This window comes from [Clostridium] hylemonae DSM 15053 (assembly GCF_008281175.1).
In the GTDB taxonomy this organism is placed as follows: domain Bacteria; phylum Bacillota; class Clostridia; order Lachnospirales; family Lachnospiraceae; genus Extibacter; species Extibacter hylemonae.
The window spans coordinates 3,691,218-3,705,210 of record NZ_CP036524.1 but is presented as its reverse complement, the minus strand read 5'-3'; the positions used below and the strand labels follow the sequence as shown (position 1 = coordinate 3,705,210).

General features: G+C 49.2%; 15 protein-coding genes and 1 tRNA gene. 12 read left to right on the top strand and 4 right to left on the bottom strand.

All coding sequences use genetic code 11. From position 1 onward, the window contains the following. Window positions 1-80 precede the first annotated feature (80 nt). A complete protein-coding gene (locus LAJLEIBI_RS17400) occupies window positions 81-1,301 on the top strand; it encodes a DUF1002 domain-containing protein (RefSeq protein ID WP_006443472.1) in 1,221 nt (406 codons plus the stop codon). Window positions 1,302-1,399: 98 nt separating this feature from the next. On the opposite strand, the gene proC is transcribed toward LAJLEIBI_RS17400, so the two are convergent. The 4 genes from proC to LAJLEIBI_RS17380 all read right to left on the bottom strand — a co-directional run bounded on the left by proC (window position 1,400) and on the right by LAJLEIBI_RS17380 (window position 4,874). Further along, window positions 1,400-2,197, bottom strand: coding sequence for a pyrroline-5-carboxylate reductase (gene proC / locus LAJLEIBI_RS17395; RefSeq protein WP_040435108.1), 798 nt, complete (start codon window positions 2,195-2,197; stop codon window positions 1,400-1,402). A 90-nt stretch (window positions 2,198-2,287) separates the two neighbouring features. Then, complete coding sequence (locus LAJLEIBI_RS17390) at window positions 2,288-3,550, bottom strand: amidohydrolase (protein WP_006443470.1); 1,263 nt, start codon at window positions 3,548-3,550, stop codon at window positions 2,288-2,290. Then, window positions 3,537-4,241: an L-2-amino-thiazoline-4-carboxylic acid hydrolase gene (locus LAJLEIBI_RS17385; RefSeq protein ID WP_040435107.1), complete on the bottom strand. Its 705-nt coding sequence runs from the start codon at window positions 4,239-4,241 to the stop codon at window positions 3,537-3,539. Before LAJLEIBI_RS17385 ends, LAJLEIBI_RS17390 begins: the two co-directional genes overlap by 14 nt. Before the next feature lie 123 nt (window positions 4,242-4,364). Beyond that, the gene (locus tag LAJLEIBI_RS17380; protein WP_083790614.1) at window positions 4,365-4,874 is read right to left on the bottom strand and encodes a DUF6512 family protein; all 510 of its coding nucleotides are present in this window, start codon (window positions 4,872-4,874) and stop codon (window positions 4,365-4,367) included. Between the two features lie 133 nt (window positions 4,875-5,007). Here LAJLEIBI_RS17380 and LAJLEIBI_RS17375 point away from each other — a divergent pair, with 133 nt between their 5' ends. The 11 genes from LAJLEIBI_RS17375 to LAJLEIBI_RS17325 all read left to right on the top strand — a co-directional run bounded on the left by LAJLEIBI_RS17375 (window position 5,008) and on the right by LAJLEIBI_RS17325 (window position 13,960). Next, window positions 5,008-5,646, top strand: a complete 639-nt coding sequence (locus LAJLEIBI_RS17375; protein ID WP_040435106.1) for a TetR/AcrR family transcriptional regulator — start codon at window positions 5,008-5,010, stop codon at window positions 5,644-5,646. 82 nt (window positions 5,647-5,728) lie between these two features. After that, on the top strand, window positions 5,729-6,997 hold the full coding sequence (locus LAJLEIBI_RS17370; RefSeq protein WP_006443466.1) for an MFS transporter: 1,269 nt from the start codon (window positions 5,729-5,731) through the stop codon (window positions 6,995-6,997). Window positions 6,998-7,104: 107 nt separating this feature from the next. Continuing rightward, window positions 7,105-7,177, top strand: a tRNA-Lys gene (locus LAJLEIBI_RS17365). A gap of 182 nt (window positions 7,178-7,359) precedes the next feature. Then, window positions 7,360-7,629, top strand: coding sequence for a hypothetical protein (locus tag LAJLEIBI_RS17360; protein WP_006443465.1), 270 nt, complete (start codon window positions 7,360-7,362; stop codon window positions 7,627-7,629). After that, a complete protein-coding gene (locus LAJLEIBI_RS19730) occupies window positions 7,577-7,900 on the top strand; it encodes a DUF4160 domain-containing protein (protein WP_319637216.1) in 324 nt (107 codons plus the stop codon). The genes LAJLEIBI_RS17360 and LAJLEIBI_RS19730 overlap by 53 nt, the downstream gene beginning before the upstream one ends. Before the next feature lie 203 nt (window positions 7,901-8,103). Then, the gene (locus tag LAJLEIBI_RS17350) at window positions 8,104-8,283 is read left to right on the top strand and encodes a hypothetical protein (protein ID WP_006443463.1); all 180 of its coding nucleotides are present in this window, start codon (window positions 8,104-8,106) and stop codon (window positions 8,281-8,283) included. A gap of 35 nt (window positions 8,284-8,318) precedes the next feature. Continuing rightward, window positions 8,319-10,169, top strand: a complete 1,851-nt coding sequence (locus LAJLEIBI_RS17345) for an ATP-dependent nuclease (protein ID WP_006443462.1) — start codon at window positions 8,319-8,321, stop codon at window positions 10,167-10,169. A gap of 110 nt (window positions 10,170-10,279) precedes the next feature. Then, window positions 10,280-11,266 carry an ornithine cyclodeaminase family protein gene (locus LAJLEIBI_RS17340; RefSeq protein WP_006443461.1) on the top strand — a complete coding sequence of 329 codons (987 nt, stop codon included), beginning with the start codon at window positions 10,280-10,282 and terminating at the stop codon, window positions 11,264-11,266. 15 nt (window positions 11,267-11,281) lie between these two features. Further along, window positions 11,282-11,494 carry a tautomerase family protein gene (locus tag LAJLEIBI_RS17335; protein ID WP_006443460.1) on the top strand — a complete coding sequence of 71 codons (213 nt, stop codon included), beginning with the start codon at window positions 11,282-11,284 and terminating at the stop codon, window positions 11,492-11,494. Window positions 11,495-11,510: 16 nt separating this feature from the next. Continuing rightward, complete coding sequence (locus LAJLEIBI_RS17330; RefSeq protein ID WP_006443459.1) at window positions 11,511-12,308, top strand: TrmB family transcriptional regulator; 798 nt, start codon at window positions 11,511-11,513, stop codon at window positions 12,306-12,308. A gap of 233 nt (window positions 12,309-12,541) precedes the next feature. Then, the gene (locus LAJLEIBI_RS17325) at window positions 12,542-13,960 is read left to right on the top strand and encodes a methyl-accepting chemotaxis protein (RefSeq protein WP_006443457.1); all 1,419 of its coding nucleotides are present in this window, start codon (window positions 12,542-12,544) and stop codon (window positions 13,958-13,960) included. The last annotated feature ends 33 nt before the right edge of the window (window positions 13,961-13,993 follow it).

Here is a 13,993-nt window from a genome sequence, read left to right as displayed (position 1 = left end):
TTATATTATGTGGGAGCTTAGTTATTATTAAGATGTAAATAATTGATGAAAAGGGGGTATGGTGGTTACACCAGACTATTATGAAAAAATTTAAAAAAATTATACCGGTCATGATGGCGGCGGTGCTGACCTTTGTCAGTGTGCCGTTTACAGCAAAGGCGGACAGTTCCAAGGTCGTAACGCTCGGAGCGAATCTGACAGAGGAGCAAAAGAAAGCCATGTATGACTATTTTGGCACTTCTGCGGATAAAGTCGACACGATCGAGGTTACAAATGCAGATGAGAGAAAGTATATGGAAGGGATCGCGACAGAGGCGCAGATCGGTACGAGGACATACAGCTGTTCTTATGTGGAGCCGACAGGCAGCGGCGGGATCCAGGTGAAGGTTGCCAACCTTACCTTTGTGACGAGTTCCATGATCGCAAGTACACTTCTTACCTCAGGGGTGGAGAACTGTAATGTGGTGGCCGGCTCTCCGATCGAGGTGTCCGGAACCGGAGCGCTTACAGGGATCATGATGGCATATGAGAAGGCGAGCGGAGAAGAGCTGAGCGAAGACCAGAAGGCGACTGCCACGGAAGAGCTTGTCACGACAGGAGAGCTGGCAGAGTCGATCGGCCAGCAGGAAGCGGCGGACCTCATGAACGAGGTGAAGCAGGAGGTCATAGAAGACGGACTCAAAGATGAGGATGAGATCGAAGGAGCTGTCAATGATGCGGCGGATGATCTGAATGTGACATTGAACGGCGACCAGAAGGCAAAGATCGTGTCGCTCATGAAGAGTATTTCCGAGTATGATTATGACGTGAAGGCGCTGAAAAAGACGCTTGAGAACCTGGAAGGAAAGAGCGATGGTTTCTTCTCCAACCTGTGGAATTCCATTAAGTCATTTTTCACAGGAGGAGACAGTGACGGCGGTATCATAAATAACACGAATGACAGCATTCTCGGGGATAACGCGGTCATCGACAGCACGATCGATGCGCTTAAGTCAAAGGATTCCGGTGACGGCGAGAGCTTCTGGGATAAGATCGTGAATTTCTTCAAGAATCTTTTCGGCGGGGATGATGCAGATGACGCGTCTGACGATTCCGATAAGGGAAATGCCTCCGATGATGCGGATACGCAGGATTCTGCAGATGACGCGTCTGATGCGGGGGATGCCGGTGATACGGCGCCCGGTGATAGTTCAGATGATCCGCAGGATGCGGATCCCGGCAGCGGCCAGGACACACAGGGAAACCAGGACGGACAGAGCGGCCAGGATAATGGAGGCCAGCAGGACGGAACGGTTCAATAGAATAGGCATAAAGAAGCAGCGGCAGCCCGTGGGGGCCGGCCGCTGCTTTTTCATGTCCTTTTATATGTATGCTTCTGCGCCTGGTCAAGGGTGCAATATCATAGCCGGCGGGATTTCTCGGTACCTGCGTTGATGCACTCCATGACCGCGGCTCTCATCCCGCCTTTTTCCAGCGCCTCACAGCCCTCGATCGTTGTTCCCCCCGGTGAGGTGACCATGTCTTTTAACTGGCCGGGGTGGATATCCATTTCCAGGATCATCTTTGCGGTGCCGAGACAGGTCTGTGCCGCAAGCCGGTAGGCAGTTGCGCGGGGAAGGCCCTGCTTTACGCCACCATCCGCCATAGCTTCTATGAACATGGCCGCGTAGGCCGGTCCGCCTCCGCTCAGGCCGCACACCGCGTCGATGAGAACCTCCGGCACAAGCTCCACGACGCCGATGGAACTATAGATCTGCTGCGCTTCCTGCAGTTCCTCCTCTGAAAAGTCGTTGTCAGAACAGAGGGCAAAGGCGCCTTCAAATACCATGGCCGGTGTGTTGGGCATGATGCGCAGAATGCGTAAGCTGCCGTTTATCATGGCGCGGAGCCGTTCTACCGTCACACCTGCGACGATGGACATCATTGCCTTGCCGTCCAGCGCGTCCTTACACTGCGCGAGAGCCTCGGCGGCGTTCTGCGGCTTCACCGCCAGCAGAACGATGTCACTGTTCTTACATACATCCTCGTCATCCTTGGCGAGATTAACGCCCCATCCCCGCGCCTTCTTCATCATCGCAGGATTGAGGTCATATACATAGGCGTTCTCTTTGGGGAGGACCCCGCTTTTCAAGGCGCCGTAGAGGATAGCGCCACCCATATTGCCGCAGCCGATAATACCGATTTTCTTAGTGATCATGATTTTCTCCTTTCTTTGGTCCATTGGGGACAGGGTAAAATGACGTTGGGGACGGGGGAAATTTAAAAAGGGTACGTCCCCAATTAGGTTTTACCCTGTCCCCAGGTGATATTTCCAGGCGTTTTGTATGTGTTCCGGTTTCTCAAGCAATTGTTTTGTCCCTTCCGCCATGCACCTGGCGGCGTAGAGCATCCCTTTCTTTCCGATGCTCATTCCGGCCTGTCTGGCGGCGGCCCAGTGGTGCAAAGGTGTGCCTTTGCACATGGCGGCGGCGCTCAGTGTGATGGTCGGGACGGTATGGCTTACTTCGGATACGTCGGTGCCGATGGAAATGGGGACTGGTTCCGGTTCCAGCGGTTCCAGGCCCTGAAAGTATATGCCGTGGTTCTGGAGACCTGCCTCCTGGCTGATGGAGGCCGCGAACTGAAGTTCCTCTTCCGTGTATGTTGGGACAGGAACGCGTGTCATGGCGTCATAATATATTTCAGCCAGCACACGGTTGACCTTCATCTCCTTGCAGCTTCCGACGAGTTCGATCTCCACTTCCGTTCCGGTCATGAGGGCCGCGCCTCTGGCGCAGTCGTCTACGCGTCTGCTCGCGTCCTCGGTGCGCGCGCGTTTCGCGGAGCGGATAAAGTAGTTTGTCTTTGCGTAGTCGGGGACGACATTGGCCGGGAGGCCGTTGTCTATGTAGGCATAATGCATACGGACATCCTGCGGGACATGCTCGCGCAGGTAATTGACGCCTACATTCATGAGTTCGGCCGCGTCAAGGGCACTCCGCCCTTCTTCCGGTGAACGGGAGGCATGGGCGCTCATGCCGCGGAAGATGTAGTTTTTGATGTCCTGTGACTGCCAGATATCGTTGCTCACTCTGTTGCTGTCAAAAGGATGCCACGTAACTGCGGCATCCAGGTCATCGAACACTCCCTGGCTGTTCATGATGATCTTGCCGGACATTATTTCCTCTGCCGGACAGCCATACACGAGGAGCGTCCCTTCCATTTCGACGGCCTCCATATATGCCTTCAGTGCGCATGCGGCGGCCGCGGCGCCTGTTCCGAGAAGATTATGTCCGCACGCATGGCCGATTTCGGCCAGAGCGTCATACTCGGCCAGGAAGCCGATGACGGGCCTGCCATATCCCCATGACGCGGTAAATGCAGTCTCGATCCCGGCTGTCTTCCACTCGATCTGAAAACCATCTGTCTCCAGAAAGTCTGCCAGGCACCGGGAGGAAAACTTCTCCTTGTACGCGGTTTCCGGATGCAGGAAAATATAGTCAGCCGCGGCGGCTATGGAAGCCTCATGATTTGCGATCCATTCTGCGATGATATGATCAGAATTGCTCATCGTCCACTCCTTCCAATACGTCAAGATACGCCTGCCCAAACGTGCCGACATAATCCGACAGGGCAAGAGAAACAGCCTGTTCTCCCTGCGCGCCAAGCTGTTCTTTCAGCGTATTTCCGACCGTGTGCAGCAGATGGGCGGTGTGGAAGTTAAAGTCCTTCATACAGGAAGTGCCGAGCGCCTTCTTCTTTTCCGCCAGTGCTTTCACCTCATCACTTGTGAGCGGATGTCCCCAGTCAAATTCGCAGCGTTCACCGCCCCAGCTCAGAGCGGTCGTGGTAGGCGTGCATACAAAATCTGAGCGGAACCCCTGGTAAACTGCATTATCTACATTGACACAATAATATTTACCATAGTCGAGAAGCCCGTGTTTCTTCCACGCGTCACACCAGGCACAGCGGGAAATATAAGTCTGCAGTGTGGGCTCTGTACAAAGCTGCCCGAATTCCATCTGCCCGTCATAATCCGGCTTCCATTCTCCATATGCCTGATTTGTCATAGTGGTCAGTTCATCTCCGTGAGCCAGCGCGTTGGCAGCCATCCGGGCTCCCCGCTCCCGGCCGTAGGCCGTCATTGCGTCGAGAACAGCCTCTTTTCCCTTTTCCCCGCACAGCTCTATGGCGTGTTTTGCAAGATATGCAAAAAGCACAGCGTGGTGCTCGATCTTACATTTGACACATTCGTTTGTCATATCCCCTACTCCTTTCATGTAACGTATTAAAGCAAAAACCGCTAATAACATTATACATCCGGGACTGGTATATGAAAACTAAAATTTATGTTTCTTTATACCGGTTACTTTATGCCGGCTTCTTTAAGCCGGAGGAAAAAACAGCGGCAGATCAGGCGGCTGGCACGTAAAGAAAAAGAAACAGATGACGGCAAAGATCCAGCCTGCAAATACGAGAGAGCTGGCGTCTCTGCAGAAATGGCACCGGTAAAACAAAGGGGCCGCGCGGAAGGAGACGAGGACAGCAAAGACAAAGATAAGGATGTCGAGCACCACAAAGCTTCGTCCGACAATTCCCGTGTACGTATAAAAGACCACGATTATGGCGCTCATTCCGAGCAGCGCGGCGAGCAGCCGGGAACAAAAATAGCGGGAGAGGGAAGTCCTGTGCTCATAAAAATAGACAAAAGTGATCACAAAGAGGTAGGGGAAAAACAGCAGCTTAAGGTGTTCCCATACAGATTCGTTGACAGGACAAAAAAGAGCGGATATTGGGCTTTCGCCGGTCCACTCGTAAATAAAATGATTCAGGCATCCGAGCACGACAACTGCTGTTATGTACGGCAGGTCTGCCTTGTGATATAGTTCTTTCATAGCAACTTGTCCTCCTTATACTAATATATGAAGAAACAAAGAAAATATGAAAAGTAATTGACAGACGAAAAGGGCGGTGATAATATATACATACCAAACGAATGTATGAGTGTTTGCAGAGAGGTACGAAAAGATGGCGAGAAATAAGTATCCTGAAGTGACGGTCCAGCGTATACTGGATGTATCGATGAATCTTTTTTTAGAAAAAGGCTATGAAAATACGACGATCCAGGATATCGTAGACGAACTTGGCGATCTGAGCAAAGGCGCGATATATCATCATTTTAAATCAAAGGAAGATATCATTCAGGCTGTGGGGGAGAGAATACACGCAGGCGTAGACTTTGGTTCCATGTATGACGGGGAAGAAAATATGTCAGGCCGGGAGAAGATAAAGCAGATCGTGCTGTATTGTGTAAAGAGCACGGACCAGAGAAGATTTCTGAAGTCCGCGCCGACCATTATGGAGAATCCCAAATTCCTGGCCATGGAAGTCCATGAGTCTGTGGAAGAATTCGCTCCGATCATTGCTGCATACATTGCGGAGGGCAACAGAGACGGGTCTCTGAACGTAGAATACCCGGAAGAGGCGGCAGAGGTGCTGATGCTGCTGGCAAATATATGGATCAACCCACTTGTGTTTACGGGAAATATGGAAAAGTTTGAGCATAAGCTTCACTGTCTGGAGAAGGTGCTGAACGGCATGGGCCTTACGATCATCGATGAGGAAGTAAGAGAAGCGGTCCGGGATATGAGAAAGGTACTCGACTGAGGAAAAGCGGTCTGAAATATTTGGGCCGCATATATTTTAGCAATATACATACCAAATGAATGTATGAAAAGGAGATTTAAAAATGAAATTGATGAACAGAAACTTTGTATTAGTCGTGATCGGACAGATCATCTCTCTGTTTGGGAACAGTATTTTAAGATTTGCGCTGCCGCTTTATCTGCTCGATGCGACAGGGTCATCCGCTGTATTTGGCGCGGCTATGGCTTGTTCCTTCATACCGATGGCACTGCTGTCGCCGGTAGGAGGACTGCTGGCGGATAGGATCAACAAGAAAAATATCATGGTGGCGCTGGATTTTGGTACGGCGTTACTGACGATTTTATTTCTGCTTGGAGTCAACGTTTACTCACCAGTGATCCTTGTCACTATCGTCATGATCGTCCTGTCCGGCATCCAGGCTGTATACCAGCCTTCTGTTCAGGCGAGCATGCCTCTTCTGCAGGAGAAAGAAAATCTTGTGACTGCCAATGCGATCATCAACCAGATCAACGCACTTTCCGGGCTTCTCGGCCCGGTGGCCGGCGGTATCGTGTACGGCGTGTGGGGCCTGACCCCTGTAGTGGCTGCCGGATGTGTCTGCTTCTTCCTGTCCGCGGTCATGGAGATCTTCATTAAGATACCAAACGTGAGGCAGAACGCGCAAAACAGCATATGGAGCACCGTGAAGCAGGATATGGGCAGCAGTCTGAACTATATACGGAAGGAACAGCCGGTGATCAAAAAAGTAGTGGTCCTTATCGCATTTTTCAATCTGTTTCTGACCTCTCTTATTATTGTGGGGATCCCGGTCATCGTTAAGATTTATCTTGGGCTTTCCAGCCAGCTCTATGGATACGCTCAGGGATTCGGGGCGGCAGGGGGGCTCATCGGAGGCGTGCTCACCGGTGTATTGGCCGGAAAGCTTAAGATACAGAAAGCATGGAAGCTTCTTCTGTGGGCCTCCTTCGTTCTGCTTCCCATGGGAGCGGTACTTGCGGCGCCGGTACCTGTAATGGCAGCCTACATTGTAATGACGCTCTGCTACGGCATGATCATGATGATAGCCACCATGTTCAGCGTGCAGATGCTTGCCTACGTCCAGGAAGTCACTCCGGTGCATCTCGTCGGAAAAGTCATTTCAATGGCAATGGCAGTATCCATGTGCGCGCAGCCTGCAGGGCAGGCGATGTACGGCGTACTGTTTGATAAGCTTGGACAGATGCCGTATGTGGTCATAGGTGCGACGCTTATTGTGACCGCCGGGATCGTGATAATGGCAAGACATATTTTTGCCGGAATCACAACCGGTCAGGAACAGACGGGACAGATACCGGAAATAGATTTTGTGTAAAAAAGCTGAAAAAAATTTGTAAAAAGGGCTTGCAATTTGGCAGTCGATATTATATAATAACCCTTGCGTCACAGGTGACAGGCTCATCTGCGGCAGCATAGGGAAACGCGCGATTAGCTCAGCTGGCAGAGCACCTGACTCTTAATCAGGGTGTCCAGGGTTCGAACCCCTGATCGCGCATTTGGAAATCACTGTTTTTGGAGGATTTGGTACTCCGGGGACGGTGGTTTTTTTCGTGTGTAAATGCTATAACGGAAATAAATAGTATAATTATAGATTGTTCTGTTTGTGTATTAAGGGTATAATAATAGTGAAATGAGCAGAGACTGCAGAGCATATTAAAAGGATGGAGGTGGTGTATTATGATGTATCCATATATGACATTGGCAGATGAAACGGAAATCGTTCATTCGCAGATTATTGATGAAGATGGTAAGCAGAAAGTTATAGTGCACTTTGAACGCCCGACAGAGGAGGGCTTTGATTCGGCACGTTGTGAACTTCCAGATTATAAGTGGATTTCAAAAGAAGGGTATTCTGACCAAGAGGTGGCAATGTTTGAACAGCTTTTGCACAGCAATGCACATCTATTATATAAGTATGCGGCGAATGGAGGGATTCAGATTGCCTAGCTTGTTTACTGTATGTGGATATAAGGTATATTTTTGGTCGAATGAGAGTGGAGAGCCAATTCATGTTCATATTGCGAAAGGTAAACCTGTTTCAAATGGTACGAAGGTATGGCTGACTAAGAGAGGCGGCTGCATCTTAGCCAGTAATGGAAGTAATATTTCAAAGAAGGAATTAAGTGAATTGATGGAGTTCATTTCCGCACAGTATTTTTTGATTTGTGCGGAATGGAAGAAATTCTTTATGATAGATGATATTAAGTTTTATTGTTAAAACTTAATATACACCTTTAGCTCAGCTGGCAGAGCACCTGACTCTTAATCAGGGTGTCCAGGGTTTGGGCCCCTGACCGCGCATTTTTATCACTGTTTTTGGAGCTTTTTGCTACTCCAAGAACGGTGATTTTTTTGTTTATATTTCAGAATCCGGGAAATGTATGATAAGATAGTTTTAAAGAGTAAGGAGGTACAAAAAGTATGCTTGTTTGTGAATATATTGTAGAGCGGATCGACGGAGATTACGCCATGCTCAGAAGGACGGATGAGAAGGAGGAGGGTGCCGAGCCCAAGATGGTGGCGCGGGCGCTGCTCCCTCCGGAGACTGCGGAAGGAACAAAATTACTGTACGAGTGGATGCAGTACAGTATCGTGGAATAGCTTACAGATAACAGCGGGCAGGAGGCGGAGGCTATATGCAGATCACAGATCTGAGAATAAGGAACTTCAAATCCATAAGAGACATGCACATTCAGGGAATCGAGAATGCGCTTATTCTGGTTGGAAAAAATAACACGGGAAAGACCGCCGTTCTGGACGCCATCCGCGCGGTGGGAGGCTCTTATGAGATAAGCCGGGAGGACTTTCAGGAGGACTATCCGAACATAGAGATAATGATGAGTCTGGAAATCTGTGAGGAAGACTTAAGGAGGCTGCACAGGAGCGGCGCTGTCAGCCAGTACCGCAGATATGAGACGTGGCTTTCGGACTTTCAGAAAAAGCTGCCCTCCTATGCAGGTGAGATTCTCACCTTTGAATATGTGGCGAACCGGGAAGGAAAGGTGCGCTGGGTCGATGGAACAAAGAAGAACAATCCGTACATTCAGGAAATATTTCCGCAGATCTATTATATGGATACACAGCGCAGCCTCGGACAGTTTCAGGAAGAACTTCTTATGTTGCAGGAAGACAGTCTGCTGAAACAGATGCGGAAAGGATGCTGCATCTTTGACGAGGCGAAGCTGTGCAACAACTGCTTTGCCTGTATCGGTCTTATCAACCAGAAGAAGCCGGAGGAGATGAATGCGTTTGAGGCGGCGAAGCTGCTGGATCATAAACTGTATCAGCTGAATCTGGACGCATTTTCCCGCAGGGTAAATGAGAACTTCAGCAGAAACGGAGGGCTTGACGAGATACGCTTCTCCATGAACCGTGATATAGAACGGATGCTCTCGGTCACTGCCGAGGCGTATGACCCCAGCCGGAATGTGGTAAAACCGGTTGCACATATGGGGAAAGGGATGCGCAGCATCTACATGCTGTCTCTGCTGGAAACCTATGCCCAGAGTGAAGGGCAGAATCCGGGCATGATCATAGTGGAAGAGCCTGAGATCTTTCTCCATCCGCAGCTGCAGAAGGTGTCCGGGGAGATATTGTACCGGCTGTCCAGAGATAATCAGATCATATTTTCCACACATTCCCCCAATATGCTCACAAATTTCAACAGCCGCCAGATACGCCAGGTCGTACTCGACGGGGACGGCTGCTCCCAGGTGTGTGAAAGAACAGACATCAGCGCTATACTGGAGACGCTCGGGTACAGCGCAAATGACCTGATGAATGTCAATTTTGTGTTTATCGTGGAGGGAAAGCAGGATAAGAGCAGACTGCCCCTTCTGATCAGGAAGTATTATTCCGAGACTTACGATGAGCAGGGAAGGCTGTCGCGTATCGCTATCATAACGACGAACAGCTGCACAAATATTAAAACGTATGCAAATCTGAAGTATATGAATCAGATATACCTGAAAGACAACTTTCTCATGGTGCGCGACGGGGACGGCAAAGACAGAGAAACGCTGAAAAGGCAGCTTTGCAGATACTACGAGGAGCGCAGCAGAGAAGATGTGGATAAGCTGCCCCGTGTGACGGAAAAGAATGTGCTCATACTGAAGTATTATTCCTTTGAAAATTATTTTCTGAACCCGTCTATTATGGTAAAGCTTGGAGTGATCGGCACGGAAGAAGAGTTTTACGAGACATTTCTTGAAAAGTGGAAGGAGTATCTTCATAAGATCCAAAGCGGCATACAGTTAAGGAAGATCATCGGAAAGGATCTGGAGACTGCAGAGGATGTGAGGGATCATATAGAAGATATCAAGATCCACATGAGGGGCCACAACCTCTATGACATATATTACGGAAGATATAAGGAAGAAGAGACAGAGCTGCTCACAAAATATATCGAACTGGCGGCGCGGGAGGACTTTCAGGACATTCTGGACGCCATAGACCAGTTCATTTATTTTGAGAGCCGCAAAAGCTGAAGAAAATATTGTGAATGCATTGACAATATGTCGGGGGATGCATTATAATATACCCCAAAAGGAGTTACTAAATTTAAAACAAGAATTTGGTACAAAAAGGAGGAACAAATATGCTGTTATTATCCAGAGAGGATATCAAAAAAGTATTTACGATCAAGGACGCGATCGAGGCAGATAAGAAAGCGTTCCAGCTTGTCGTGGAGGGAAAGTGTGACGCGCCGCTTCGCACGAATATCCAGGCGCCGAAGCATGACGGATGTTTCTTGTTCATGCCGGCTTATGTTGAAGAGATGGACACAGCATCCCTGAAGATCATCAACATATTCCCGCATAATATTGACAACGGAATTCCGTCTTCACCCGCGCAGGTGCTGCTTATTGACGGCAGCACAGGTATCGTGACCGCGGTACTGGACGGTACATATGTGACACAGCTTAGGACCGGGGCAGCGTCAGGCGCGGCGTTTGACGTGCTGGCGAGAAAGGATGCCAGGATCGGCGCCCTCATCGGAACCGGAGGACAGGCGGCAACACAGCTGGAAGCCATGATGGCGGCCCGCGACCTTGAAGAGGTCAGAGTGTATGATATGAACTATGAGCGTACCGTGGACTTTGCTGCCCGCATGCAGGAGGAACTTAAGGATTACGGTACTAAAATTGTGGCGGTCAGATCCTCCGATGAAGCGGTGGAGGGCGCCGACCTTCTGATCACAGTCACTCCTTCCTCCAAACCTGTATTTGATGGAACGAAAGTGAAGGCAGGAGCTACCGTAAGCTGTGTAGGCGCTTATCAGCACCACATGCAGGAGATGGATCCTCGTATCCTCACACGTGCTTCCAAAATATATTTTGATTCTGAGGAAGCAGTATTATCTGAATCCGGAGATATCCTTATCCCGCTTGAAGAAGGAATCATCACAAAAGACGATTTTACCGGAGACCTTGGCGATGTCATAAAAGGAAAGGTCACAGGACGGGAAAATGACGAGGAGATCATCGTATTTGAGACAGTAGGCGTGGCGACACAGGATCTGGTCGCTGCAAAAGAAATCTACGAAAAAGCAGTGGCGGCCGGAGTCGGCACTCAGTGGAACTAAAGGGAGGAAAGCAGCATGCCGCATATCAGCATTAAAATGTATCCGGGACGAACGGAAGAAGTTAAGAAAGAGCTGGCCGAGAAGACGAAAGCGTTCATCATGGAACAGATGAATATGGAAGAAAAGTATATTTCTGTATCTGTGGAAGAATATGAGAAAGAAAACTGGAAAGAAGAAGTTGCTGACAAGATACGGCCGGAAGACTTGTATGTAAAGTCGAACTTCTGACAGGAGAGGATTCCCCATGGACAATGAGATCATATTATTGAATAAGATCGGCCTGACCGACGCGGAGGCAAAAGTCTATCTCACACTGCTGCAGAACGGCAGCCTGTCGGGATATGAAGCGGGTAAGCTGGCCGGCGTTACGCGCTCAAAGATATATAATATTCTGGAGTCGCTCATCACGAAAGGTTTTATACTCTATACGGAATATGAAAGTAACAATAAATATGCCGCGGTTCCGATGTCAGAGGTGGCGGAGCGGGTGGAAGACGAGACGAAAGGGGTCCTGTCTGACCTGACGGAGCGGCTGAACATATTTCCGCAGAAGACGAATCTGGATTACATATGGCATATCCGGACAAACGGCAATGTGTTTGCCAAATGCCGGGATATCATCCGGGAGACGAAAGAAGAGCTGCTGCTCCAGATATGGATACAGGACCTTCCCTGTATACTCCATGATATTCAGAAGCTGGAAGAGAAGGGACTGCGGCTTGGGATCGTCATATTCGGCGCAGAAGATGATGAGGCGATACCTCTTAGAAAATACTGCAGGCACGGAATGGGCGAGGAGAAGAAAGCAGAGATGGGCGGCCGCTGGATCACTCTCGTATCAGACATGAGCGAGGTGGTATTCGGACAGATCATAAGCGATACGATCGCGGAAGTGATCTGGACAGAGAGCCGGCCGATGATCTCCCTGGCTGCGGAGTGTGTAAGACATGATATGTATTTCTATAAGAGCGCGGATAAGTTCACCGATATCATGCAGCAGGAATATGGGGATGATCTGAAAGGAATACGGAATATATTTTAGATAAGACAAGGCAGGAAGCCGTTGTACAGCATTAGTGTTGCTGTACAACGGCTTCCTGCTTTGTATATGCTGTTTTTATGATAGTGCTGTTATGCCCCGTTTTTTCTGCTGTATATGCTGCAAAAATATTCTCTGCAAACCCGAACAAAATAGAGACAATCATTTATTTCTACAGTATTTGTGCCGATATATATTTAATAAGAATGTTTAATTACACATGAGGAGGAACGGTTATGGGAAGAAAAGATGAAAAAGCATTGGATACGCTGGAATTATCCAGGACACGCTCAGATAAAATCAGAAAAATCATCGCACGGATAACAGAAGGAAGGAAAGCGTTTCAGACGATTGCTGACATCAATCTTCATGCTTCACTCCAGATGAGCAGTCTGAACCTGGAGTTGGGTGATAAAAGCGACAGGATAATAAAGTATGGCAAAAAGATAGGCTCAGTCGGGGCAAATATTCAGGCGGATTTATCTTCCACATCCAACCATACGGCCATGATAATGGCAGAACATGAAAATTTGTCAAATACGCTGGCCGAGGTGTCCGATAATTCAGCTCATGTGCTGGAAAGCCTGAATGAGAACAAGGCGGCGCTGGCCGGAATGCAGGAGACGTGTTCCGTTGTGTCCGTTGAATCTAAGACAATGAAGCAGGATATGGCAGAACTGCAGCGGAAGATCGATGACGTGAAGCGTGCGGTGGGGAGCATCAACAGTATATCCAATCAGATCAACCTCCTTTCTCTGAATGCGTCGGTGGAAGCGGCAAGGGCCGGCGAGGCAGGTAAGGGATTCGGCGTCGTTGCCGGTGAGATCCACAAGCTGTATGAGGCTACAAATGTGATGATCAAAGATATGGAAAAGTCTCTTGAGAATATTACGATCGCGTCGGCCAGAAGTGTAAAGAGTGTGAACACAACGGTGGACTCACTGGAAAAGGTAGAACAAGGTGTCTCCGAGGTGGTGGAGCGCAACGAAGGCAGCGGCCGGGAGATCAACCAGATCGTCGACAATATCGCCAAGGTGGCGGCTACAAGTGAAGAGATCAGCAGTTCTATCAATGAGACGAGCCAGAATATGGAGCATCTCGGGAGAGAGACAGACAGCCTGCTTAAGATGACTCAGAGCCTTGAAGATCTGAACCATGTACTGCTTGAGAAAGTCATACGGCCGATACAGACACTGGAAGAAAAGATGGAGACGAGCACGGAGATCATCGGCAAGATGAACAAGGATATATTCTACCGGCTGGATAACCGTATTTTTATCGAATCCATGAAATCGGCGATCTCCGCGCACCGGACATGGGTCGCCACATTAAAGAGTATAGCAGATACAAAGGAGATCGTGCCGCTTCAGGCTAATCCGAGGAAATGTGGATTCGGACATTTCTACTATACGATCAATCCTCAGAAGTCAGATATACTGAAGATATGGGGAAGTGTAGAGAAGCCGCATCAGGAGCTGCATGAGCTGGGAGATGAGGCGGTAACGGCCATCAAGAATGGCAAGGAGTACATGCTGGATTCTATTTACCAGAGGGCGGTAAGTATCTCATCGATTCTGATAGAAAAGTTTGAGACGATGGTGAGGATGTCCGAGGACTATGAACGGCGGGGAGAAAGTGTATTTGAGGCGGATTAGGACAGGAGCTGCCCGGATGCAGTGAAGGTGAGA